27 protein-coding genes are annotated in these 25,899 nt (G+C 32.6%); 14 read left to right on the top strand and 13 right to left on the bottom strand.

The features are described from left to right. The first annotated feature begins 243 nt into the window (after window positions 1-243). Window positions 244-993 (top strand): CHAP domain-containing protein, encoded by a 750-nt coding sequence (locus JX000_RS02815; protein WP_206140856.1) that lies wholly within the window; start codon window positions 244-246, stop codon window positions 991-993. Between the two features lie 428 nt (window positions 994-1,421). On the opposite strand, the gene nhaC is transcribed toward JX000_RS02815, so the two are convergent. After that, window positions 1,422-2,816 (bottom strand): Na+/H+ antiporter NhaC, encoded by a 1,395-nt coding sequence (nhaC, locus tag JX000_RS02810; RefSeq protein WP_002450272.1) that lies wholly within the window; start codon window positions 2,814-2,816, stop codon window positions 1,422-1,424. Between the two features lie 65 nt (window positions 2,817-2,881). Further along, window positions 2,882-3,952: an NAD/NADP-dependent octopine/nopaline dehydrogenase family protein gene (locus tag JX000_RS02805; protein WP_002450271.1), complete on the bottom strand. Its 1,071-nt coding sequence runs from the start codon at window positions 3,950-3,952 to the stop codon at window positions 2,882-2,884. Between the two features lie 390 nt (window positions 3,953-4,342). Here JX000_RS02805 and JX000_RS02800 point away from each other — a divergent pair, with 390 nt between their 5' ends. The 5 genes from JX000_RS02800 (at window position 4,343) to JX000_RS02780 (ending at window position 7,538) form a co-directional block, all read left to right on the top strand. After that, a complete protein-coding gene (locus tag JX000_RS02800) occupies window positions 4,343-4,786 on the top strand; it encodes a DUF4870 domain-containing protein (protein WP_002450270.1) in 444 nt (147 codons plus the stop codon). A 322-nt stretch (window positions 4,787-5,108) separates the two neighbouring features. Further along, a complete protein-coding gene (locus JX000_RS02795) occupies window positions 5,109-5,603 on the top strand; it encodes a CHAP domain-containing protein (RefSeq protein WP_002450269.1) in 495 nt (164 codons plus the stop codon). A 249-nt stretch (window positions 5,604-5,852) separates the two neighbouring features. Continuing rightward, on the top strand, window positions 5,853-6,185 hold the full coding sequence (locus JX000_RS02790) for a DMT family transporter (protein ID WP_075778204.1): 333 nt from the start codon (window positions 5,853-5,855) through the stop codon (window positions 6,183-6,185). Continuing rightward, the gene (locus tag JX000_RS02785; RefSeq protein ID WP_002450267.1) at window positions 6,185-6,499 is read left to right on the top strand and encodes a DMT family transporter; all 315 of its coding nucleotides are present in this window, start codon (window positions 6,185-6,187) and stop codon (window positions 6,497-6,499) included. The genes JX000_RS02790 and JX000_RS02785 overlap by 1 nt, the downstream gene beginning before the upstream one ends. 79 nt (window positions 6,500-6,578) lie before the next feature. After that, window positions 6,579-7,538: a 2-hydroxyacid dehydrogenase family protein gene (locus JX000_RS02780; protein ID WP_002450266.1), complete on the top strand. Its 960-nt coding sequence runs from the start codon at window positions 6,579-6,581 to the stop codon at window positions 7,536-7,538. 55 nt (window positions 7,539-7,593) lie between these two features. Here JX000_RS02780 and JX000_RS02775 read toward each other — a convergent pair whose 3' ends face one another. From JX000_RS02775 to JX000_RS02745, 7 genes are all read right to left on the bottom strand, one after another. After that, the gene (locus JX000_RS02775; RefSeq protein WP_206140855.1) at window positions 7,594-8,718 is read right to left on the bottom strand and encodes an FAD-dependent monooxygenase; all 1,125 of its coding nucleotides are present in this window, start codon (window positions 8,716-8,718) and stop codon (window positions 7,594-7,596) included. A gap of 142 nt (window positions 8,719-8,860) precedes the next feature. Next, the gene (locus JX000_RS02770; protein ID WP_002450264.1) at window positions 8,861-9,637 is read right to left on the bottom strand and encodes an N-acetylglucosaminidase; all 777 of its coding nucleotides are present in this window, start codon (window positions 9,635-9,637) and stop codon (window positions 8,861-8,863) included. A gap of 27 nt (window positions 9,638-9,664) precedes the next feature. Then, window positions 9,665-9,913 (bottom strand): hypothetical protein, encoded by a 249-nt coding sequence (locus JX000_RS02765; RefSeq protein WP_002450263.1) that lies wholly within the window; start codon window positions 9,911-9,913, stop codon window positions 9,665-9,667. Window positions 9,914-10,086: 173 nt separating this feature from the next. Further along, entirely contained in the window at window positions 10,087-10,557 is a 471-nt protein-coding gene (locus JX000_RS02760; RefSeq protein ID WP_002450262.1) for a helical membrane plugin domain-containing protein, read from the bottom strand. Beyond that, complete coding sequence (fdhF, locus tag JX000_RS02755) at window positions 10,542-13,511, bottom strand: formate dehydrogenase subunit alpha (RefSeq protein ID WP_145505476.1); 2,970 nt, start codon at window positions 13,509-13,511, stop codon at window positions 10,542-10,544. Before fdhF ends, JX000_RS02760 begins: the two co-directional genes overlap by 16 nt. 275 nt (window positions 13,512-13,786) lie before the next feature. Continuing rightward, window positions 13,787-14,746: an LCP family glycopolymer transferase gene (locus JX000_RS02750; RefSeq protein WP_454368050.1), complete on the bottom strand. Its 960-nt coding sequence runs from the start codon at window positions 14,744-14,746 to the stop codon at window positions 13,787-13,789. A gap of 158 nt (window positions 14,747-14,904) precedes the next feature. After that, on the bottom strand, window positions 14,905-15,696 hold the full coding sequence (locus JX000_RS02745; protein WP_002450259.1) for an inositol monophosphatase family protein: 792 nt from the start codon (window positions 15,694-15,696) through the stop codon (window positions 14,905-14,907). Between the two features lie 422 nt (window positions 15,697-16,118). On the opposite strand from JX000_RS02745, the gene JX000_RS02740 reads away from it, so the two are divergent. Next, a complete protein-coding gene (locus JX000_RS02740) occupies window positions 16,119-16,817 on the top strand; it encodes a helix-turn-helix transcriptional regulator (RefSeq protein ID WP_002450258.1) in 699 nt (232 codons plus the stop codon). Between the two features lie 20 nt (window positions 16,818-16,837). Here JX000_RS02740 and JX000_RS02735 read toward each other — a convergent pair whose 3' ends face one another. Continuing rightward, window positions 16,838-17,575, bottom strand: a complete 738-nt coding sequence (locus JX000_RS02735; protein ID WP_107546764.1) for a CPBP family intramembrane glutamic endopeptidase — start codon at window positions 17,573-17,575, stop codon at window positions 16,838-16,840. 45 nt (window positions 17,576-17,620) lie between these two features. Here JX000_RS02735 and JX000_RS02730 point away from each other — a divergent pair, with 45 nt between their 5' ends. The 5 genes from JX000_RS02730 (at window position 17,621) to JX000_RS02710 (ending at window position 22,414) form a co-directional block, all read left to right on the top strand. Then, window positions 17,621-17,965 (top strand): hypothetical protein, encoded by a 345-nt coding sequence (locus JX000_RS02730; protein WP_107532643.1) that lies wholly within the window; start codon window positions 17,621-17,623, stop codon window positions 17,963-17,965. Between the two features lie 172 nt (window positions 17,966-18,137). After that, window positions 18,138-19,193 carry a MupG family TIM beta-alpha barrel fold protein gene (locus tag JX000_RS02725; RefSeq protein ID WP_206140853.1) on the top strand — a complete coding sequence of 352 codons (1,056 nt, stop codon included), beginning with the start codon at window positions 18,138-18,140 and terminating at the stop codon, window positions 19,191-19,193. A 3-nt stretch (window positions 19,194-19,196) separates the two neighbouring features. Continuing rightward, complete coding sequence (murQ, locus tag JX000_RS02720; protein WP_145505487.1) at window positions 19,197-20,084, top strand: N-acetylmuramic acid 6-phosphate etherase; 888 nt, start codon at window positions 19,197-19,199, stop codon at window positions 20,082-20,084. A 13-nt stretch (window positions 20,085-20,097) separates the two neighbouring features. Then, complete coding sequence (locus JX000_RS02715) at window positions 20,098-21,540, top strand: PTS transporter subunit EIIC (RefSeq protein WP_002451984.1); 1,443 nt, start codon at window positions 20,098-20,100, stop codon at window positions 21,538-21,540. A gap of 1 nt (window position 21,541) precedes the next feature. Further along, the gene (locus JX000_RS02710) at window positions 21,542-22,414 is read left to right on the top strand and encodes a MurR/RpiR family transcriptional regulator (protein ID WP_075778195.1); all 873 of its coding nucleotides are present in this window, start codon (window positions 21,542-21,544) and stop codon (window positions 22,412-22,414) included. 186 nt (window positions 22,415-22,600) lie between these two features. On the opposite strand, the gene JX000_RS02705 is transcribed toward JX000_RS02710, so the two are convergent. Then, complete coding sequence (locus JX000_RS02705; protein ID WP_206140852.1) at window positions 22,601-23,998, bottom strand: amino acid permease; 1,398 nt, start codon at window positions 23,996-23,998, stop codon at window positions 22,601-22,603. A gap of 367 nt (window positions 23,999-24,365) precedes the next feature. Between JX000_RS02705 and JX000_RS02700 the strand changes: the two genes are divergently transcribed. Continuing rightward, window positions 24,366-24,719: a hypothetical protein gene (locus JX000_RS02700; protein WP_002451981.1), complete on the top strand. Its 354-nt coding sequence runs from the start codon at window positions 24,366-24,368 to the stop codon at window positions 24,717-24,719. Continuing rightward, window positions 24,719-24,901 carry a hypothetical protein gene (locus JX000_RS02695; protein WP_002451980.1) on the top strand — a complete coding sequence of 61 codons (183 nt, stop codon included), beginning with the start codon at window positions 24,719-24,721 and terminating at the stop codon, window positions 24,899-24,901. The genes JX000_RS02700 and JX000_RS02695 overlap by 1 nt, the downstream gene beginning before the upstream one ends. Window positions 24,902-24,971: 70 nt before the next feature. Here the strand turns inward: JX000_RS02695 and JX000_RS02690 are convergent, their stop codons facing one another. Together JX000_RS02690 and JX000_RS02685 are read right to left on the bottom strand one after the other, a co-directional pair. Then, window positions 24,972-25,160 carry a hypothetical protein gene (locus JX000_RS02690; protein WP_002451979.1) on the bottom strand — a complete coding sequence of 63 codons (189 nt, stop codon included), beginning with the start codon at window positions 25,158-25,160 and terminating at the stop codon, window positions 24,972-24,974. Window positions 25,161-25,170: 10 nt separating this feature from the next. Further along, window positions 25,171-25,809 carry an HAD family hydrolase gene (locus tag JX000_RS02685; RefSeq protein WP_002451978.1) on the bottom strand — a complete coding sequence of 213 codons (639 nt, stop codon included), beginning with the start codon at window positions 25,807-25,809 and terminating at the stop codon, window positions 25,171-25,173. Window positions 25,810-25,899 lie beyond the last annotated feature (90 nt).

The raw sequence follows: 25,899 nt of genomic DNA, 5'->3' as shown, positions 1-25,899 counted from the left end.
GTAATATTTTAATTTCATTCAATAAATAGCTTAACCATCATATTTTAACAAAATCTTTGCCCTATTATTTTTAATTTAAGTTGTGTAACAATATTAGCAAAAAATTACAAATCCATAACAACGCCCACAAATCCAATTTTTTTTGGTAAAGTATTGCTTGTCGTTAAGAACGAATTCAATTACTTAAAAACATAGCTTACATGCTATTAAAATTATAAAAATAAATTGGAGGATATTTATCAAATGAAAAAAATCGCTACAGCTACAATCGCTACTGCAGGAATCGCTACTTTCGCTTTTGCAAACCATGATGCTCAAGCAGCAGAGAATAATAATGGTGGATATAACCCAAATGATCCAACTTCATATAGCTATTCATACACAATCGATCAACAAGGTAACTACCACTACACTTGGCAAGGTAACTGGAGCCCAGACAAAGTAAATCATAATAACAGCTACGATTATGGTTACAATACTCAAGCTTACAACAATTACAATAACTACAATTATAATAATTATGATTATGGGTATAACACTCAATCTTATAACACACCACAACGTACAGGTGGTTTAGGTGCAAGTTATTCAGCAACAAGCCATAACGTACATGTAACTGCAACATCTGCACCATCTTCAAATGGTATTTCATTATCAAGAGCAACTTCAAATGGAGGTAACTTATACACTGCTGGACAATGTACATATTATGTATATGACCGTGTAGGTGGAAAAGTTGGTTCAACTTGGGGTAACGCTAATAACTGGGCAAACGCTGCAGCAGCTGCAGGTTACACTGTAAATAATCGTCCAGCAGCAGGTGCTATTTTACAAACAAATCAAGGTGGATTTGGTCATGTCGCTTACGTTGAGAGTGTTAATAGTGACGGTTCAATTCGCGTTTCAGAAATGAACTATGGACATGGTCCTGGTGTTGTAACATCACGTACTATTTCAGCTAGCCAAGCTGGTTCATATAACTATATTCACTAATATTTTAATTACATTCAAAAACCGAGTATAACATTCACAAATTTGTGAATGTTATACTCGGTTTCTTTATATGATTGCAACTATTATATTAACGATTTAATTGAGACAAATATCTAAAAGACTGTCTCGTTAATAACCAAGTAAACCAGGTAACATCGCTACAACCTTACCCGGTTCATTGGTTACAAACAAATTCAAATAATCTTTCTTGATTCGCTTTTTCTACATAATAATTGGCAATTTATTAAATGTTGTTTAAAAGAATTCGTTTAGTCTAATATTTCACGATTAAATTCCGCTACAAAACTCAATCACTACTCTAATTAGAAGGATATTTATCAGTTAAAACATCTTTCAGATATAATCGCTACAATTTATATCTATGTAATTGTTTTAACATATTTAATACTTTCCACATTTTCATTAATTTAAACTTCACTTTTATTAATTTTTTTAATTCCTATTCCTGTAAAACCATAAATAACGGCAATGATTGCACATATATAACAAGGTATTGTCCAAATAAAGAAGTCGTTAACACTGACATTCAATTGATGAGCATAGTATATACCTGATGTTCCCCATGGTATTAGCGGTAATACCATTGTACTTGAGTCTTCCAATGTTCGAGATAATACAGTTTGGGATAAATGTCTCTCTTCGAACATTTCTTTCATTAGTACCCCTACCATAATAATAACGATAGATGCTACACCAGCTGCAAAAACTAACATAAGACAACATACGACAGTTACTAAGATAAGTGTACCAACCGAATGCACACCTTTTGATACTGTTTTTAATAAAACATCTAGACAACCGGCTTTTTCAACGATACCAGCAAATGCATAACCACAGAAAATGGTCACGATAATTTCAGTCATACTCATCATGCCACCCTGTTCGATGAGTGATTTGACGCTATTTGAAACATGACTTTGATTGACCATCGTATGACTAAAACCATTAAATGTTGCTTTAAAACCATCAACAATATTGAAATGGTTGTTAAATGTCCCTACTAAAAGCGCACTTAAACTTGATATTAACATCGCAGGAACTGTAGAAATTTTTAATAGTAAGCACACTATAATCACGATTAATGGAATCCATACAAACAAGTTAATGTTGTACACTTGTGTTAATTCATTAAGTAATTGCTTAATTTGCTTAGGATTCGTATGACTTTGATATTTTAATCCTGCAAAAAACCAAACGATTAATCCAATAATGGAAGCAGGTATCGTCGTCCACATCATCGATCTAATATGTGAAAAGATATTTACTTTTGTCACTAATGCGGCTAAGTTTGTCGTATCTGATAGTGGTGACATTTTATCACCAAACACCGCACCAGCAATAATAGCGCCTGCAGCCATGCCACCTTCAATACCTAATTGGTTTCCGATTGATATTAATGCAATACCAGCAGTTGATGCTGACCCCCAAGCCGTACCAGTGGCTACTGACGTAATTGCACTAATGATAAAAGCAGAAACTAAAAAGTAACTCGGATTTAAAAAATTAAGACCATAATAAATTAGTGCAGGTACAGTACCAGAGAACATCCAACTACCTACAATAATACCCACTGCTAAAATAATAAAAATCGCGGGCATAGCTGTATTTAAGCGTTTTGATATCCCCTCTTCCAAATCTTCCCAACGTAAGCCTACCCTATAAGCAATGCACGCTGCATAAGCTGAAGAGATAAGTAATAAAACTTGAATAGGTATATTAAAAATAACAAATCCTGTTGTTACTACAATGACCATGACAATAATTGTAGATATAGACTCTAAAAAAGTTGGCTGTCTTTTCATATATCTAAACCCCTTTATTTTTCTTTTTGAAACAAGACCTTTTTCCTTTCATTATTTTTAAATCACTATTCTAAATCTAATTTATCTAATCCTAGTTCCTCAACTGTTAGACCATCTTCAAAGAAATCACGTTCTAAAATAGTAGAAGCAATGACAATCACTGCATCAATATTAGGTGTTGGTACATCAATGACACGTCCCAAGCTAGACCATAGTACTAAGCCATATGCAATGTCTTCTGTTAAATATCTATTTTCTACATGATTTGGGCCAGGAATTTGGGAGAATACTGGACTCGTATTAAACAAACGATTTAATGGTTCATCTTCATCTTTACGTTCTAAATAACCTCTTTGAATTCTAGATTCTTTAGCAGTTTCTAATTCAAATCCCAATTTACGTCCTAGATTTAGTCGTTCTAATTCAATACCGTGAAGTAGACGAACTGTATGTTTTGTAATTCCTTCTTTATACAGTGAGAATTCATCTGCATAATCAATGCGTCCAACATTTAATAACGTTGGCCCTGGATGTACCTCTGGGTTACCATTTTCGAGATTTGTTTTAAGCAAGCTTTCCTCTTTAACTAAGTTGGGATAAATTTGTGATACTTTATCATAACTATCATTTAATTCTTCTCGATTAAATGTAGAGAAGTATACTCTACGCACATTCAACGATAAATCTACACGTGCTTCATTAAAATCAACGCGTGTTCCATACGTTAATGTATTTGCTTCTGCAAAATGAGGCCTTACATCAATATGTCTATCTTCAAGCACATTCATAAAGCGTATAGATGCCATTGATGCAGCAATGTTAAAGAATATAAGTTGATCATTTGTGACATGATAAGACATCACTTTTGCATAATATTCAATGAATGAAGATGGAATAATAACTTGTATAATATCTGCATCCTTCATCACATATTCAATATCATCACTAATATCTGTGAACTGTATGAATTTTTCTTCTCCTTCATTGTTAAAATCAAATCCGCCTTTTTCTATTGCTTTATTGAATTTTTCTAGAGATTGGTTACGACAATATAATTTAACCTTATGACCTTTATCAACCATATCTAGTGCAGCTGTAACAGCACCATTACCAGAACCAATAATTGCTATTTTCATTAAAATCCTCTCTCTTTCTTAATCATTTTCTTTCATTAAAAAAGCGGGACTGAAATGACTTTTATTAAAAAGATTTCTTAGTCCCACCCTATTTTTCAATCTTGCTACAAATCCTACGTGTAAAATCATAATTGAAAATGTAACAATCATTTTTAATTGGACAATGACGTTTGAATATTTGAATTCAACTTGATTAGCGTCTCACTAACTTTCAACTCATGAACTTGTAATAATTTTATATATCCTTATTTTAAATGAATTAAACCTTTAAATGAACAATAACGTATATCATGTTATAAGTAAATCTAAAAACTTATTTATCAATTTATAATTGTTTGATATAGTAAAGAAGTAATAAATTTATTTTACATATAAAATGGAGGTAATAGCATGACAGAGTACAATCAGAATGATGTTTTACATGATCAAACATCTGAAGTAGTTGATTCAGATAACCAAGAATCTCGATTAATGGCTATGTTAATCTATTTATTAAGTTTATTCAGTGGTTTTATTGGTCCGCTTATCATTTGGATAATCAAACATAAAGAATCTCGTTTCGTCAATAAAGCTGGTAAAAATTACTTAAACTTTGTTATTTCCTATACAATTTGGACAATAATTATATTAGTTGTTATGTTAGTTCCATTTTTTATCGGATTAAGTATGGGTACTGATACCTCTATGACTGTAGGTTTTATTATTTATTTCATTGGCTTTATTATTATGATGATTTTAGCCTTTGTTTCATTTATTTTTACTATTATTGCATGTGTTAAATACTATAATGGCAATGAATACCTAATTCCACTTAGTATTAGATTTTTCAAATAATCTATAATTCATTTATTACAACTCTTTGTAATATTTATGATTGTTGGTCATATATTAAATTAATTATAAATCAGTGTAGATGCACTTTGTAAGCGCTACAAACTTTTATTACCATGATACTCGATTATTACAACGAGCGTCATGGTTTTTTTAATTTAATTACGATGATGTAACATTCCGCACAAGATGATGATTTTCTGTTAAAGTTACTCTTGTCGTAAAAACGATAAAACTTAAATTGGTAAATGAAGATGATGTCCGGTTCGCTACGCCGTATCTTCTTACATAATAAAACCAAACAAAATTCGGGAGGATATTTATCATGAAAAAAATCGCAACTATTACTACATTAACAGCAGGCATTGGCGCTGCATATTTCGGTACAACTGATCATCACGCAGATGCTGCAGAATTTAATCAATCTAATAATCAATCATATAATTATAATACAACTCAAACATCTACTAGCAATACTACATCAGAAAGATCTGCTTCTGGTAACTTATATACAGCTGGTCAATGTACTTGGTACGTTTATGACAAAGTTGGTGGAAAAGTTGGTTCAACTTGGGGAGACGCTAGAAACTGGGCATCAGCTGCACAACAAGCTGGTTACACTGTAAACCACACACCAAAAGCTGGTTCAATTTTACAATCATCAGCAGGTGGCTATGGTCACGTTGCTTATGTTGAAAGCGTTGGTTCTGACGGTTCAGTTACAGTGTCTGAAATGAACTATAGCGGTGGACCTTTCTCAGTAAGTACACGTACTATTTCTGCAGGTGAAGCAAGCTCATATAATTATATTCATATCTAATTCATATATGAAATAGACATTTAAAGTCTGTAGATGCTTTTAATTAAGCATTTACAGGCTTTTTTCTTTCTATAAATTATTCCCCCTATTCACATTCTTTTTTAGAATATGCTTCCTTAATATTGAAATACATATATAATAAAGCTTATTTTGAAAATGTATCTTAACGACATCAATTTCAAACTTTGCCCTATATCTTTAAATTTGAGAGAATATTCTTATTGTTATTTGATAAGGAGGACCGTTACATTGAAATGGTTAAAAGTCATTCTAGCAGGACTAGTTGAAATCATATGGGTTACTGGACTGAATAATGCTGATTCAATATTCAGTTGGTTATTTACACTTAGCTTTATCATTTTAAGCTTTTATCTCGTCATCGATGCTACAAAATCTTTACCTGTTGGAACGGTATATGCGATATTCGTGGGTATCGGAGCTGCTGGTACAGTTATTGTTGATATGCTATTTTTCAATCAACCTTTTACATTTATGAAAATATTATTAGTAACATTATTAATATTAGGTATTATAGGTTTGAAACTTTCTACAACGGATGATGTTGAAGGAGGTCGCAATTAATGGCTTGGGTGTATCTATTAATAGCAGGTTGTTTAGAAGTGATTGGTGTTATATTAATGAATGAATGGTCTAGAACTAAACATAAAATTTTCATTTTACTCATTGGCATTGCCTTTATTTGTAGTTTTAGTACATTAAAACTATCAATGATAGATATTCCTATGGGGACTGCTTATGCCATTTGGACAGGTATAGGTACAGCTGGAGGTACGATTATTGGTATGATTTTTTATCATGAATCAAAAAATATCATGCGAGTCCTTTGTATTCTACTTATACTAGGATCAGTCATAGGATTACGTTTAATCAATTAATATGCAATTCATCTAATATGTTTATTCATTGTTTAGTATATTATCTTTATATATACTGTTGATAAAAGGAGTGATTAGGATGGAAAAAGTATTTATCGCAGGCGCAATTCCAGAGGTTGGTTTAAACCTTCTCAAACAACATTTCGAAGTAGAAATGTACAATGATGAAGGATTAATTAGTAAAGAAGCACTGATTAATGGTGTCAAAGATGCCACTGCATTAGTAAGTTTATTATCAACTAATGTAGATAAAGATGTTATCGATAGTGGTAAAAATCTAAAAATTATTGCGAACTATGGTGCAGGTTTTAATAATGTAGATATAGACTATGCACGTGAAAAAGGTATTGACGTGACAAACACACCGAAAGCTTCAACTAATGCTACAGCTGATTTAACCATTGGTCTTATCTTAAGTGTCGCAAGACGTATTGTTGAAGGTGATGAATTATCTCGTACTAAGGGCTTTGATGGTTGGGCACCTCTATTCTTTAGAGGTAGAGAAGTTTCTGAGAAAACCATCGGCATTATTGGTTTAGGAGAAATTGGTGGCGCAGTTGCAAAACGTGCACGTGCATTCGATATGGATGTTTTATATACTGGTCCTCATCGTAAAGAGGAAAAAGAAAGAGATATCGGCGCTAAATATGTGGATTTAGATACATTACTTGAAAATGCAGACTTCATCACTATTAATGCTGCCTATAATCCTGATTTACACCACTTAATTGATACTGAACAATTCAAAAAAATGAAATCTACGGCATATATTGTCAATGCCGGTCGTGGTCCAATTATCAATGAACAAGCACTTGTCAAAGCCTTAAAAGAGCAAGAAATTGAAGGTGCAGCATTAGATGTATATGAATTTGAACCTAAAATTACAGATGAATTAAAATCATTCAAAAATGTTGTACTTACACCACATATTGGTAACGCAACATTTGAAGCAAGAGATATGATGGCTAAAATTGTGGCAAATGATACGATTAAAAAATTAAACGGTAAAACGCCGCAATTCATAGTTAATCCTCAATAATAAAAAAGGCAATCCAAATCAATAATGTGATTTGGATTGCCTTTTTACTTACATATTATTTTTCCTTTGATTTATAAAGAAACTTAGTTTGGTTTGAAGCAATTTTATTCGGTAATATTTTCATCATTGCATTTCTGCATTTAATCATTAAACCGTTATGATATTGCGCAATTTTACCAATTTTACGTGATTTTTTAATCACTTTTGCTGTATGGTTTACTCTTAATTTATCATATCTTTCTAATGCCTCATTAAAGTCATATGATTTTAAACAATTCGCTAAGACAATGGCATCTTCCATGGCTTGCCCTGCGCCTTGACCCATATTAGGTGTTGTTGCATGTGCTGCGTCACCTAGTAAAATAGTACGCTCTTTGACAAAAGACTTTAGCGGTTTCATATCATAAATATCGTTTAATATAATACCAGTTTCACTTTGTTTATCTAAAATTTGTCTTACAACATTAGGATAATGATTAAATCGTGCTTGTAAATGCGGCTTACCAAATGATTGGTATTGAGCATCTCTTTCCTTGGCATTGATTGTTATAAACCAATATGCTTGGTTATCAATTAATGGAACAATACCAACGCGTCCTTGTTTACCCCAAAATTCCTTAGCGACATCCGTTTCATCTAAATGAATATCATCGACTAACCCACGGAAGCATGTATAACCTTGATATTGAATCTTACTTTGACTATCAATAGCTTCTCTAACCGTTGAATGTATGCCATCTGCACCAATACATAAATCAAAGGCTTCACTTTCTTGTTCCTTAAAATGAAGTATAACTTTGGAATTACTATTATCTATTTTTGTTACATCATGTTTTAAATAAATACTATCTTGTTGTACATAAGATTGAATAATACTAATTAGTGTTTGACGAGATAATGTAACATTAAGTGTATCTCGCTTTAAATGAGCAGTCATCAATGGTTTGTTATACTCATCAAGTGTTTGCATTGATGTTAAATTCTGACCCGCATTTTTAATACCTTTCGCTAAATCGTGGTTGTGTAATTTTTGAATGACATTGTCACCTATACCTATACCTGCACCTAATTCTCTTATTGCATCATTTTTTTCGAATATCTTAACTTGATGACCTTGTTCTTCTAGTAGTGCAGCCGCTGTTAATCCACCGATTCCTGCACCGACAATTGCGATTTTCATATGATTCCACCTCAACATTGTGATTCTTATATATTTTATCACATCTCATACATTTACAAAATTGAGTAACCTAAAGATATGTTTGCCACAATAAAAAGAGTATGCTGCTCTCTTACAAGCAGATACTCTTCTCTCTCTATGTTTAAATGTAATAATCTTTGCGAATTTTGTCCTTTTTGATTCCAAATTGCTCATAATATTTCTTCATTATTTTTGCTATATTATCAGCCCAGTGGATGTCACTAGCATATTGATTCTGTCCTGGTGTTTTCGGATTCCATCTCATTTGATAAAGTGAGATTTGTTGATTTTCAAAGTATTGATTTCTTACAAATTTTGCCCCACCTAAAATCGCTTTCCGTGGCGATGTCCATGATTCCTTTTTAGCATAACTTTTACCAGTATGCACCGCATTCTCATCAAATGCTCCGATACCATAAAAATTATAGTAATTGTGTTTACCATCTTTGATACCATGCGCCAATTCAGAGTCACCATTTCCAGTTTCCACAATTGCATGGCTGATTAGGTAAATAATATTAACTTCATATTTTTCTTGAGCATCTATAAAACTTTGCCCTTGATTCTCTAAAACGCCTTTCCCTTTAAGCATTTTATTAACTTCTTCCTTTGACATCGGTACTTTTTCAGAAATATCCATATATTTGAGTTTATTATCGCTATGATGAATCGCCATAGCCTTTTTGATATCCGCTTCATTTGCTTTTTTAAACTCACCATGATCTTCTTTCATATTTAGTACACCTTTATTTTGTTGGCGTGAGACTGCTTCATTAAATGACACACGTTTATCATTATTAAATAAATTAGTATCAAAAATGATATACAGTATACCGAAAATGATCAAAAGTAAGATGATGATAATAGTACTTAATCGGGCTTTACTCAATTTCTTCATTCAATAAAAGCTCCTATTTATTTATATCTATTTAGATAAAATGACATATGCGATTACAATTGCTATGACAACAATAAAGAATGACACATTAATTGCGATCTTCATACCTGTTCTATCACGAAATAGCACATTAAATATTACTAAACTAATAGCCAACGATACCGCAAAAAATGTAATAGCTAATATCAACTTCAACATGATTAAAAAGATGATTCCAATTACTAATAAAACATTAGATACGATAGCCATAGCCTTTAATATATTGGGATTAATCATATGACACCTCTATTCACTTATAATAATACTTATCCTACCATGATACATGATTTAAATTGTTTATGTCGACATAAAGAAATAAGGTCAGAACTTGTGACGGAAAATGACTTATCCGACACGCTTTTGACAAAGACTGTTCATCAAAAGTTGTTTGTTCTGACCTCTTCTTATTTCTAGTCTTCTCGAGACATACCTTTTAATAAATTAAGCATATATGTGATACTTCTATTCATATCATCATCTTTAAGAACCCCTAGCAAGCTCCGAACATTCGTTTTGGAATGGCTACTTGCTTGATTAGCTACATGCATACCTTTATTAAGTCTATTAAGCATCTCGCTTAAGTCTTTAACATTTAAGTCGCCAAGTAAAAATACTAAAGATGCCATATTAGATAATAATCCAGTATAAATATCTTTATTTAATTCGACTGCAAATTTATTAATAATGACTTGTCTACCTTTAATACCACCAGATAGTGCATCTAATAATTTCGCTTCGTCTAAAACTTTAACTAATCGAATTGCTTTCATGATACTATCTTTATTCTCAGATATTGCATCTAATACTTCATTGAGATTATCTGCTTTGACTTGTTCATCTGACTTTTCCATGCGTTTAATTTGAGTTATTCTTTCTGCCATGAGTCATTCACCTGATTTCCTGGGAAAATATAGTCTGGACGCGCCCATTTTTTATCAACTCTGACACTATATTGTGGATTACGTTGTTTATCTACACGGAAGTTGGTTGGGTTTAGTGGTGATTTACCACGTTTAGTAATCACTTCCATTCTTGCACTTGTGCGTTTATACGATGGTGTATCTGTGTATGGATCTACATCACTATTTGTAAGTAAGTTGATTGCACCCATATTACCATTTTCTAAAGCATCATTATTTAATGGAATGTAAATTTGTTTACCACTAACACGGTCAGTAACATGTACCGTTAATGTAGCTTCGCCAGTTTCAGAAATTAATTTAACTTGTGCACCTTCGTGAATGCCTCTATCTTCAGCAAGTTCTGGTGAAATTTCTACAAAGACATTAGGCACTTTATATTTAATCATTTCAGTTTGATATGTCATGTTTCCTTCATGGAAATGTTCTAATAATCTACCGTTATTAACATGTAAGTCATACACTTCATCTTCTTTGAAGAAATTATCGAATGTTAACGGATAAAGTTTTGCTTTACCGTTATCAAAGTTAAATCCATTTAAATAAAGTAATGGCTCATCTGTGCCATCTTTATGCACTGGCCATTGTAAACTATTAAAGCCTTCTAATAAGTCGTAACTTACACCTTCATATAATGGTGTCACACGTGCAATTTCATCCATAATTTCGCTAGGGTGTTTGTAGTTCCAGTTAAAACCTAAACGATTTGCAATAAGTTGGAAAATTTTCCAGTCTGGTTTAGAGTCACCTTTAGGATCGAGTGCTTGATATAATCTTTGGATTCGACGTTCAGTATTTGTGAATGTGCCATCTTTTTCTAGTGATGGACTTGCTGGTAATACAACATCTGCATAAGTTGCTGTATAAGTTAAGAATTCGTCTTGAACAACCATAAAGTCTAATTTTTCAAAGGCAGCTTGAACGAAATTGATATTTGAATCAACTATTCCTGTATCTTCACCATATAAATATAGTGAATTAATTTCACCATTATGAATACCTTCAATCATTTGATGATTATCTCGACCTGGTTTCTTATTTAATTCGACGCCGTATTCTCTTTCGAATTTCGCACGAACATCATCATCAACTACTTTTTGATAACCTGTAAATTGGTCAGGCATGCTACCCATATCGCTACAACCTTGAACATTGTTATGACCACGTAACGGATAAGCACCTGTACCTGGTTTTCTATAGTTACCTGTTACGAGTAATAAATTTGAAATGGCAGTACTTGAATCACTTCCGATATCTTGTTGTGTGATACCCATTGCCCAACAAATAGATACTGATTCTGCTTTAGCTACTTCTTTAGCAAAGTTAATCAAACGTGATTGAGGGATGCCTGTAGCTTCTTCTGCAAATGCCATCGTAAATGGTGCTAATGATTCATAATACTTCTCAAAATCATCTACCCATTCGTCTAGGAATGCTTTGTCATGCAGATCATGATCAATAATATATTTCGTTACAGCACCTAACCATACTAAGTCTGTACCTGGTTTCGGTTGATAAAATTCATCTGCACGTTCAGCCATTTCATGTTTTCTAATATCAAATACATGTGATTTTTGACCAAATAATTTTTGAGCTCGTTTCATTCGTGATGCGATAACAGGGTGTGCCTCAGCAGTATTTGTTCCGATTAATACAGTCATTGCTGCTTTTTCAAGGTCTTCAATACTACCTGAATCACCACCATGTCCAACAGTTCTGAATAATCCTTTAGTCGCTGGTGCTTGGCAATATCTTGAGCAGTTGTCAACATTATTCGTTCCAATGACTTGTCGTGCAAGTTTTTGCATTAAATATGACTCTTCATTTGTTGCTTTTGAAGAGGAAATGAATGCCAAATGATCAGCGTCATATTTGTCTTTAATTTGTTTGAAATTATTTGTAATAACATCTAACGCTTCTTCCCATTCAACTTCATGGAATTGACCATCTTTACGCACAAGTGGTTTCGTTAAACGTTGATCAGAATTAATATGTCCCCAAGAGAATTTTCCTTTCACACATGATGCAATTTTATTAGCCGGAGAATCATGTGAAGGTTGTACTTTTAATACTTCTCTATCTTTAGTCCATACTTCAAATGAGCAACCTACACCGCAGTATGTACAAACTGTTTTGGTTTTGTTGATTCTCTCTTTACGCATTTCCGCTTCAGAATCAGAAATGGCAAATAATGGACCGTAACCTGGCTCAGCCTTTTTAGTTAAATCAATCATTGCAGCTAATGAACCTGGTTCAGTATCAGTCATATAGCCAGCGTTACCTTCCATATTGACTTCCATCATGGCATTACATGGACAAACTGTTGCACATTGGCCACATGATACACATGATGATTCGTTAATAGGTACATCATTATCCCAAATAACTCTAGGATGTTCTCGATCCCAATCAATACTGATTGTTTCGTTTACTTCAATATCTTGGCATGCTTCAACACAACGTCCGCATAAAATACATTGGTTTGGATCATAGCGATAGAATGGACCATAATCTTTTTCATATGGTTTTTCTTTATATTCATAAGTTTGATGTTGAAGCCCCCACTCGTCCATCGTATTATGAATTTCACAATCTCCATTGTTATAATCACATACTGTACAATACAACATATGTTTTTCTAAAATACGATCTAATGCTTCTTTTTGAGATGCTTGTACATGATCCGTCGTTGTATTGACTGTCATTGGTCTATCAATCGTTGTGCCACAAGCTCTTTCTATTTTGCCGTCAATTTCTACAGTACAGGTATCACAAGTTTGAATTGGACCCATTGACTCGTTATAGCAAATGGCTGGTACGAACGTATCTCTCGAACGTATAAATTCAAGTAAGTTGGTACCCGGTTCAACCAAATAATCTGTACCATCTAGAGTGACGATTAAATGTTCTTTCATATTTTCACCCCATTATATATAGTTCCGTATATGCTAACGTTATAATGTCTAACTTCCATCTATTTAAAATGCCCCACACATATATGTATAGATAGAATCAGTTTAATTGTATAACTTTAACAATGCAATGTTAAGTATTTTTAAAATTTAATTGATTGTTAAATGTGAGTATTTAAACCAATACAAATAATCGAATTAAAAAAAGACAATAGCGACGATTTTAAACTATCGCTATTGTCCTTAATTTAAACTGGTTATTATTTATTTTGAAATCGTTATAAATTCAAATTGTCTTTAAGTAAATTCGTGTTCTCTTGAAGTGAGCTATCGCTAGGTACAAAGTAATATAATCCGTCATCTTGTATGCCGCCTTGACCATCTAATTGATGTCTACTCACTGTATCATTAGCATCTTTATATTTACTTCTAATCGTATTTAGTTCCCCTAATGATAAATCAGTCTTAACGTTCTTTTGTATTTCGTTCATTAACGGGGCAAAATGTGTAATAGATGACGCACTAGTCATTTTATTGGCCATAGCTTCTAGAATGAGTTGTTGGCGTTCTTGACGACCGAAATCTCCACCTGCGCCTTCTTCATTACGACTTCTAATAAAGCTCATTGCCTCTTCACCATTAACATGCGTTTTCTTGCCTTTTTCAAAATGTACTCCGTTTGTTGTAAACGTATCGTTACTTACAACATCAATACCACCCATTGTATCTATCATGTCATGCAATCCATCCATATCAATCGTTGCATAATGGTCAATTGGAACATTCATTAATTTTTCTAATGAATTAACTGCCATGTTAGGGCCACCATACGCATAAGCATGTGCTATTTTTTCTGTGGTACCCTTACCAACCATTTTAGCTTGAGTATCTCTAGGTACACTTACAATCTCTGTCTTCTTCTCTTTTGGATTGATAGATAAAATCATGATCGTATCACTACGAGAACCGCCACCTTGTGCTTTACGTTCAGCATCTGAATCCACACCAAATAATGCTATCGTGAATGGATCACCATTTTTCAAATTAACTTTACCATTTCTTAAATGTGAATAATCTCTATTTAACGGATTATGTATCCTATCTCCAGTAATAAATATCTTGGCAATGACATATATCATTGCTAATAGTGCTAATATAAATAATATACCAACACACCATACTAAAATTTTAGCTGGTAGACTCATTCTATTTTTTTCTGCTCTCCGCACACCCATCATTCCTTTTCCAAATTTACTTTACATGCTATATACCTTTATTATTATATAATAGAAAAATATTTTTACTATACTTCTAAAGTCTTATTATGTGAAATTTATTGTAATATATTAATCTTAATAGAAAATGGAATAATGATTTTTAATGACGCCCATTGATATCATCTTTCATAACCCGAGTTACTATTTAAAATTTCTAGTACGGCTGAATAACATCCTTCATTACTGATAATAAATGGCGCGGCCGTCGATAAATCTATTGACCCACCATTTAACGATGTCATTTTCAAACCAAGTTCTTTCGCAAATAAAAATTGTGCTGCAATATCCCAAGGTTTAGGATTGGTATTGATATGTGCACCAAATTGCCCTTTAATCACCCTGATTGAATCTAATCCACAAGAACCAATAATTCTATGGCTAAATGATGCATCATATAATTGATGAATCGTTTCATCATTCATGACTTGTGTATTAAATGACAATATTGCTTCCTTGATATCCATATGAATCGGTTGTTTCATCGCTTGATCATTATCAAATGCCCCTTCATTCTCAATAGCCTTATATAAATGCTGATGTGGGTAATCATATATGTATGACAGTTTAGGTTCTCCATCTACAAAATAACCTAAAATAATACAATAATCCTCTTGTTGTTTTACCAAATTGGCCGTACCATCTATAGGGTCCATAATCCAAACATGTCCTTGTCTAGGATCTATCTCATCATTATTTTTTTCTTCTGCAAATAACTGATGACCTTCAAGATGTGTTTGTAGAAATACCTGGAATTCATTTTGAATTTGTTTATCCACATTTGTCACCAAATCAAAGCGATTTAACTTAGTATCTGTTTCCATTTCTGCTATTAAATTTGGAATGATTTGATCAATGTTTTTCAACCATTTTGTTATCATTTCATCTATCTTGCGTAAGTCATTGCAATGCATTAGTAACACCTTCCTATATATCTAAAAATATTAATGATTTATCATGATTATTCAAATTTATTGTATTAATAGCTATAGTAACATGCCAGTATCTAATTGCATGTTTTTTACCATAAAAAAAATCGGCTAGTCTTATGCTAGCCGACAAATAGAAAGGAAAGTAAGTAATAAATATTGAAGATGTTTTAGTGTAACTCGAACGATTACCAGCTATCTGTTATATAGCTCTACCCCTTTGTTAATCGCTCCCCCTGTTACAAATAATATATTAACATAAAGCGTTTTCTTTTGTAAGCGTTTTCTGATATTTTTTTGACCCATTTTTTCACTTTTTAATCCAAAAATGCGCTAGAAATGTGATCATTGTCGCTTATATGATATAATTATTGTAATATGTAATGTTAATTTGGAGGTGACTTTCATTGAATAAGTTAGAACGACAAAATCGCTTAATAACAGAAATACAACAAAGTAATAAAATAACTGCAACTGAATTAGCCAAACGTTTTAATGTATCTAAGCGCACCATTCTTAGAGATATTGATGATTTAGAAAATCAAGGCGTTCAAATACATGCTTCACATGGCAGCCAGGGTGGTTATAAAATTCAAGATGCACAATCTAAAATTTCGCTTACTTTGACTGACAGTCAATTGTCTGCACTATTTCTTACCTTAAATGAAAGTCAATCTTATTCTACGCTACCTTATACTAAAGAAATTCAAGAGATACTTAAACAATGTTTAACCTTACCTCAAACTCGTGTACGAAAATTATTAAAAAAAATGGATTACTATATTAAATTCGAAGATACCGCACAAATAACACTTCCTAATATCTTTTCCGATATTTTAATTTATTGTACTGAACGTAATGTCATGCTTGTAGATTTTTTTGAAGAAGATCAAACTATTGCAGAGAATGTTATCTTTATTGGTTTATTGTGTAAAGATGGTCAATGGCATGCTGTGGTATTTGAAATTGGATTAGGTTCTACACGAGAACTACCTATTAAAGATATACAAGATATCTCCTACTCATTTGAAAAAACCATTAAAACTCAGGATATTACGATTGATAATTACCAACAATTTTTAAACCCAACTGACCTACACGTGTAATCAGTTGGGATTATTGTGTTTTACATAGAAATTGTATATATCGTGATCATAAATGATAAAAGATTATTGAGTATATGAATTGTAATAGAAGAAGCTAAATTTCTGTTTGACTTTAAATAAACAAACACTAATATAACTGCCAGTATAAAGTATGCACCAAATTCTAATGGTGATTTAGCACCACTTACATGGATTAGTGAAAATGTAATAGCAGAAACCATCCCCATAAAAATAAAATTAAACTTTTTGCCCAACTCTCCTATTAAGATGTGTCTAAATACGATTTCTTCGACGATAGGTCCAACTATCACTATCAATATAAAAGTGATTGGTAAAAATAGCGGCGTCTTAAATAATTGATTTAATGCTAATTCATTCTGTGTTTCATTAAATTGCCATGATTGAGGTAATAATTCCATTATCCATTCATAGGCTTTTGACGCACATATTGAGATAATGAACATCACAATTAAAAACTTCCAATGCTTTTTGATATAATTTATCCCATTTTTCATACGTTCTGGAAAAGAACTTACATGCATAAGGTAAAAACATAAAATGGCAATAACATAACTCATGGTTTGAGCAACAGTAGCAACCATCTCACTCATTAATCTATCTGTATGTATATAATGCGTATTTAATATGTTTACACCTATCTTTGAACATATCAACATTGTTACAAAGATAATTGGTATTAAAAATAAATCTCTCCAAGCAATATCTTTAAAACGGTACCCTTTGTTTGAAAGTTTCATATCTATATTTCCTTTCTTTTTACATTTAACTTCTACGGAGGCTTTATGAATTCTCAAGAAACATTAAACCATATTGAATTAAAATTAACACAACTTATCACACATACTGAAATGTTGAAATATTACTTAATGTCACATTATAGCAAATTCGAATCATCATTAATTGAATTTAACACATTCATCATTAAAGAAAATAATTGGATTAAGACGAATTCAACATTTCTTAACTATACTTCTTTAAGTCATTTCGTTCATTATCAAAATTTGATTTCTTACCTCATTGAACATCCGCTTCATACTATTAATTATGGCGACATATTTCAACATATCATTGAATATCAAAATATGATATATCGTACCCTTGTACAATTCAAAAATCTCACTTTTTAATTCTACTTATTTCCTACTGTATTTTACGCATTTTATTCTCACAAAGTACTATTTATTTTATTTATTAATATTTTTGTAAAAAAATAAACCTAATTCTAAAATGTAAATTGTAAATGACTAATATTAGCGTTATAATCGGATATGATTAAGCTTATAAATGAGGAGGAAGATCATGCTCGGTTTCTCGGTCTCGTTAGGTAGTAAATTGAATACATCTTATATTCAATCAATGGTATCTCAGGGATACGATACTATTTTTACTTCTCTGCAAATACCCGAAGAGGATGATCAGATTACACTGATACATTTTAGGGAACTGTGTCAGTTATTATCTCAATATTCAATCACCTTTATTATTGATGTGAATCCTTCTTTACTTAATCACCACTTTTACAGTTTATTAGATCAATACGCTCATGGGGATTTTGTTATCAGAATTGATCACGACCTTAATACCAATCTTATTCATGATATACAGCAACACGGTTATCGCTGTTGTATTAACGCAAGTACGATAACGCAATTTGAATTATCCACGCTATATCGTCATTCAAATATACAATCACTCGTATTCTGTCATAACTATTATCCAAGACCAGATACAGGATTAAGTGCGACATTTGTCAAACAACAAAATGAACTCATCCATTCTTTTGATTCCACGGCAGACGTGTATGCCTTCATTCCAGGAACTGAATTACGAGGTCCTATATTTAAAGGTCTACCGACCATCGAGGTACATCGTAATCAGCATCCATCTATCTCAGTTCATGAATTAGAATCCATTGGTATCTCAAATATTATTATTGGAGATACTGGGTTTGATTTAAATTTAGCGCGTCAACTTTATCAAATGTGTGTCCAACGACACTTTGAACTGCGTGTTAAGGTTACAAAAAACATCAATGATGACTTATCTAATATATTATTTACTAAGCATCATTCAAGAGTTGATTCGCCTGAACATGTCATACGATCACATGAATCTAGACATTTCATTAATCAATCTATTGACGCTATTGGTGTCAAACAAAGATTAGTTGGAGATGTTACCATAGATAATCATCTGAATGGTCGTTATGAAGGTGAACTACAAGTAATTAAATCACCACTTCAAGGACATCCAAATATCAATCGTATTGCACGAATTTATAACCAGGATCACCCATTTATCCAATTGATAAAACCAGGTGATACTTTTGAATTTAAATGTTTAAAGGAGCAATGACAATTGAATCATTTAACGACTGAATCACGTAATACAGAGACCATGCATTTAGATGAAATGTCAATTCAAGAAGCACTTATAACGATGAATGACGAAGATCAATTCGTTCCTAAAGCAATAGAACCGATCATTCCTGAATTAACAAAAGTTATCAAAGAAGCGATCTCTAAATTCAAGCAACATGGTCGATTGATATACATTGGTGCAGGTACAAGTGGTAGATTAGGTGTTTTAGATGCAGCAGAATGTGTACCTACATTTAATACTTCACCCGATGAAGTCATAGGAATTATTGCCGGTGGAAGTAAGGCTATGACAGAAGCTGTTGAAGGTGCGGAGGATAATGAAGAACAAGGTAAAGATGATTTAAAGGCAATTCAACTATCTAAAAAAGACATAGTAATAGGTATTTCTGCTAGTGGACGTACACCTTACGTTAAAGCAGCGTTAGCCTTTGCAAACGAGGTTGGTGCCGTAAGCGTATCTCTTTCTTGCAACACTAACAGTGAGATGAGTAAGTTATCACAATATGCATTAGAAGTACCTGTTGGACCAGAAGTATTAACCGGTTCAACTCGCTTAAAATCAGGCACTGCCCAAAAACTCATCCTCAATATGATATCTACCATGACGATGATTGGTGTTGGTAAAGTTTACGATAACTTAATGGTCGATTTGAAACCAACAAATCAAAAATTAATTCAACGTTCAATTCGAATTATTAAAGATATATGTGATTTAAATGACGAAGAAGCCAAGTTACTCTATGAAAAAGCCGATCAAAACATTAAAACTGCTGTTGTGATGTATTTATGTGACACAACTAAAGATGATGCACAAAACAAATTATTAAAACATAATGGAGTGATTAAGCAAGCCATCAAAGGTTAAGGGGGCTAATTCTATGAGTAAAGAAGACAGACTCGCACAAGAAATCATCAATGCTGTAGGTGGAATGCATAATATACAGCGTATCATGCACTGTATGACTAGAGTGCGGTTATCCATTAAGAATCCAGATATAGTCAATTATGATGAGTTACATCAAATAGAAGGTGTCATAGGCATCGTTGAAGATGAAACACTTCAAATCATTGTGGGTCCCGGTGTAGTAGAGAAAGTGGCAGGACATATGGCAGATTACAGCCATGTACCGTTAGGTGAAGATATCTCCTATTCGGACAATCAAAGTTATCAATCTCAAGCGAAAGCACTTGCAAAAGAAAATAAAAAGCACTACCAAAAATCAAGGAAACAAAGTAAGTGGCAACGTTTCTTGAAATCAATTTCAAATATCTTTATTCCTTTAATCCCCGCATTTATTGGTGCAGGTTTAATCGGTGGTATTGCAGCTGTGCTCAACAATATGCTTACTGCCCATATGATTTCTGGGGATTTTATGAAACAACTCGTAACTATATTAAATGTGATTAAAGACGGTATGTTAGCATATTTAGCCATTTTCACTGGTATTAATAGTGCTAAAGTATTTGGCGCGACGCCTGGTTTAGGTGGTGTTATTGGTGGTACAACACTATTAACCGGTCTTACTGATGAAAATCCAATTCAAAATATTTTCACAGGTGAACCACTCGTTGCTGGTCAAGGTGGCATTATAGGTGTTATATTTGCTGTTTGGATACTAAGTATCATTGAGAAAAAACTACATAAAGTAACACCAAATGCTATTGATATTATTGTCACACCAACACTTTCACTACTCGGGGTTGGATTATTAACTATTTTCATTATAATGCCAATTGCTGGGTTTGTATCAGATGGTTTAGTTCATGTCGTCAATTGGGTAATAGACGTTGGTGGCATCTTTAGTGGATTTATCATTGGTGCATTTTTCCTCCCATTAGTGATGTTAGGTCTTCACCATATTTTCACGCCAATTCATATTGAGCTCATAAACAGTACTGGTGCAACCTATTTACTACCAATAGCTGCAATGTCTGGTGCGGGTCAAGTTGGTGCTGCATTAGCATTATGGGTTCGATGTCGACATAATCAACCACTGAGAAACACATTAAAAGGTGCATTACCTGTTGGTTTCTTAGGTATTGGTGAACCACTGATTTACGGTGTTACCTTACCACTTGGAAGACCATTCTTCACTGCTTGTATTGGTGGAGGTATTGGAGGGGCCGTCATTGGTGGCATTGGCCATATCGGAGCTAAAGCTGTAGGACCTAGTGGCTTATCTCTATTACCGCTGATATCAGATAATATGTATTTAGGTTATATAGCTGGGTTACTGTCAGCTTATATCGGTGGATTTATCATGACTTATTTATTCGGAACAACAAAAGAAATGAGAAACTCTAATAAACTGGGTGATTAAAATGACAAACATTTTATATGAAATAGATAACCAGTATCCCTATTTAACAAAAAATGAGAAAAAAATAGCAAATTATATTTTGAATGCACCACACCATGTTGTGCAGATGAATTCCCAAGATCTAGCACAAGAACTAGATACAAGTCCATCTTCAATTATTCGATTTAGCAAAAAAGTCACTGAAGGTGGTTTCCACGAATTAAAAATTGGCTTATCTAAATATTTACCAAAAGAAACAACGGTCTATAATGTGGAATTAGTAGACAATGAGAGTACAGCGTCGCTAAAAAAGAAGATGCATTCACGTGCTAAAGGCGCTTTGAATAATGCCAATGAAGCACTGAACGATAAAACCATTGATCGTATTTGTGATCAATTCAAACAATCGAATCGCATCTTCATATATGGTTATGGCGCTTCATTTGTCGTTGCAACTGATTTATATCAAAAGCTATCTCGCATTGGAATGAATGTACAACTTGTACAAGAGACACATATTTTCACTACTATGTTAGCGTCTTGTAATAGTCGAGATTGTGTGGTTTTCATCACTAATAATGGAATGCAAAGTGAAATGCAAGCCATTGCTAAAGTTGTAGTAGACTATCATATTCCAATTATTACAATTACAAGTTCATCAAAAAATATTATTTCTCAAATGTCAGATATTGTATTAGATTATGGACAATCTGACGAAAATGAAATGCGAATGGGTGCGACTACATCATTATTTGCACAAATGTTTACGATTGATATACTGTATTATCGTTATATAGCACTTAATTATCAATCGTCGTTAGACTTCATTACACAATCAAAAATGGCATTAGATAATTATAGAAAGCATCTTTCCAATATTGATTTCAAACATTAAAAAAGATACAGTTTAGACATTAATGAGTGTCTAGACTGTATCTTTTTCAATTCTATAGCTCGAAAGAAAAAAGAGGTTAGGACAAAAGCGTTTAGGATTTCCTACAGAAAATCCTTCTTTAAGGCCCCCGTTAATCGGTTTCCCAAAGCACAAAAACTTTATGTCTCAACATCTCTAAAATTCACACTATTTTAATGTATTATTTTTTTTTGCTTGTTGTTCTGCTTTATTATATCTAATGAAATAATAAATAGTAACGATAGCTAAGAATATAATACCAATCACTACAGAAACTACTGTTTCTTTGTTAAATAACATTCCAATTAGAACAATAACTAAGAATGCAATTGTTAAGTAACTTGCCACCATACCACCAGGCATTTTGAATGGATGGTTTTTCGTTTCTTCAGGATGTAATTTTCTAAAACGAATATGGCTAAATAAAATCATAAACCAAGGAATCATACCAGGTAAAATAGATGCACTGTATACATATACGAAAATACTATCCGCACCTTTTATGAACATTGGTAATATAACATTTAATAATGCACCAATTAAAATACCTGTAGAAATCGCTAATACTGTATATAATGGTACTCCGTTTTTCATTACTTTAGTGAATATCTTAGGTAATTGACCTTTACGTGCTAATGTATAAATCATACGGCTCGCACTGAAGATACCTGAGTTACAACCAGACATTGCTGCTGTTAATACAACAAAGTTAATTAATCCAGCTGCAAATGTAATCCCTACTTTAGCAAATGTTGCTACGAATGGGCTACCGATGTTTCCTAATTCATCCCACGGATAAACTGATACGATAACAAAGATAGCGCCTAGATAGAAAATTAATATACGCCAAATGACACCATTAACTGCTTTGACAATATTTTTTTGTGGATCCTTTGTTTCTCCTGCTGAAATACCAATTAATTCTACCCCTTGATATGAACCAATGACAATAGATAATGCAAAGAAGAATCCTACAATACCATTTGGCATAAATCCACCGTGTGACCATAAATTAGAAATCCCGACAGGGTGTCCTCCATTCCCAATTCCGAATAAAATTAATCCAAATCCAGCAATAATCATTAAAATAATAGTTACAACTTTAATCAATGCAAACCAAAATTCAAATTCACCGAATGCTTTAACGGATACTAAGTTAGCTGCTGTTAATAATAGAACTGCTATAATTCCCGGAATCCAAGCTTGCAAGTTCGGGAACCAATAATTCATATATTCTCCTACTGCTATTACTTCACTCATACCAACAACAACCCATTGGAATATATTACTCCAAGCGGTCATATAACCTGCTGCTGGATGTATGTAATCACTTGCAAACGTAGCAAATGAACCCGTTGTCGGATTAATATATATCATTTCTCCCATTGCTCGCATAATTAAGAATAAAAATATACCCGCAATTAAATATGCAAATATCACTGATGGTCCAGTCCATTTAATGGTGCTTGTTGCTCCCATAAACAAACCTACACCAATCGTACCGCCAAGTGCGATCATTTGCATCTGACGTGCACTCAATCCCCTTTTTAATTCATTATTCTCCATAACAATAACCCACCTCTTTTTACTAAGATAAAATAATAATAATCTTATTTACGCAATTATACTATAAAATGACGAAATTGAAACAATATTTTAACAATTTATTGAAATCGCTTACAAAACTGACATAACAGTCTTTTGCAAAACCGCAATTTTACTACATTTACAATAAACAACCTATTTTATAATTTTTATTAAAAAGAACATCATACAAGACTTTTTTAATTTTGAAATAGGATAACAGTTACTGTTTTAGATTTTCTTATTTAGATGATTTAAAGTCTTACTTATATATCCAATTAAGTATCTTTAACGTTTCTACAATTATGGTTTATGATATACTTTTCATATCATCATTAAGGAGTTCGTTATGAGTCAAACATTAATTAAAAAAGCATTTAAAATTTCAGCTATATTTTTAATTATCTTTTTCTTACTCAATTATTTTTCAGTTAAAAACCCGAATTTAATACCACTTATTGGTAAATCTATATTAGCTGCAGTTGCATTCTTTTTAATTTATGTATTTGCTTTTACTGTTTTAGATTCTCCAGAGAGAAAAATAAAATTTGGTACCACATTACCTATAGCAATCATTATTGGTTTAATGATTGGTGCATTGATATCACAGATTCAAACAGGCGTTATAATAGGAATCGTTATCGGTATCTTAGCTGGTTTTATTTGGGAATATATTGAAAAACGAAATGGAGGTCAACGTTAATGTCAGTATTGATTGGCGTCATCATTTTAATTTTATTAATTATAAGTTTTATACCGAATTATAAAGCCATGAAATTAGCAAAATCACAAGGTCAAAAGACAACACGTTTTGCCATAATGGTTGGTATTGATGCGATTTTGATCGTATTAATTTTAGTTACATTACTATTAAAAGTCATGTAGCAACTTATTTGATATATGAAGAAACCCGTTTCTAAATGAGTTAATGATCTCAATCTGAAACGGGCTTTTTTTATAGTTTACCTTGTAATAAAAGAAAGTATCCAATTGTAGCTAAAATCAAATAAATAGCTGTTCCTACTACAAATGATCTTACATGCACATGAAATGGGACACGTTTATTAAATATCGGACCTAAGATTAAATTACCTATCCCAATAATAAGTGGGCCCGCTATAAAAAAAAGAATCGTGTATAACATGACACACCTCCTATTTCACTTCGAAAAAGCGTTGAACAATATCATCAAAATCTATATCTTTGGCAACATAGTTCACTGAAGTGAAATCTTGTTCTTCTGTCATCACATTAGTGTTAACGATGACATCCAATCCAGCTAAATTGGCAGCAGTTGCGCCATTAACTGAATCTTCTATTGCTAAACAATTTGTTGGATTATAATTCAATTGTTGCACCGCTGTTAAATAAGGTTCAGGATCAGGTTTGACATTAGAAACATCTTCCCTCCCTACAATGACATCAATATATTCATCTAAACCTAATTTATGAAAAGTAGGCAGTATATCTTCTCTATGACTACTAGTGGCAATAGCCATTGGAATGTGACGTTGTTTTAAATATGCCATTAATTTTTCAATCGTTGCAATCATTGGAAGTTGGCTACTTGTATCATTATGTTCTTTATATATTGCTTCTTTCTTCTCTAAACCAAGTAATGATTCTAAATACTGATGAAGTTCAGTTGCTGCACCACCTATCGATCTACGATAGAATGCTAACGATATGGGTGCTTCGTTGTGTTTTGCTAAATGTTTATTGATGACATCGAAAAGATGTTTTTCTGTATCGATAATCGTACCATCAAAATCAAATACAACTGCTCTGTACATAATATATGCTCCTTTGTCTCTCTTAAGTTAAACATGCTCATTGATTCATATTTTAACATAATCACTCTTTACATTTCCCTCAAATGTGTA

The sequence above is a fragment of the Staphylococcus sp. SB1-57 genome, assembly GCF_017086425.1.
GTDB lineage: Bacteria > Bacillota > Bacilli > Staphylococcales > Staphylococcaceae > Staphylococcus > Staphylococcus warneri_A.
Note: the sequence above shows the minus strand (reverse complement) of the source record. Positions and strands in the feature narration are given on the sequence as shown.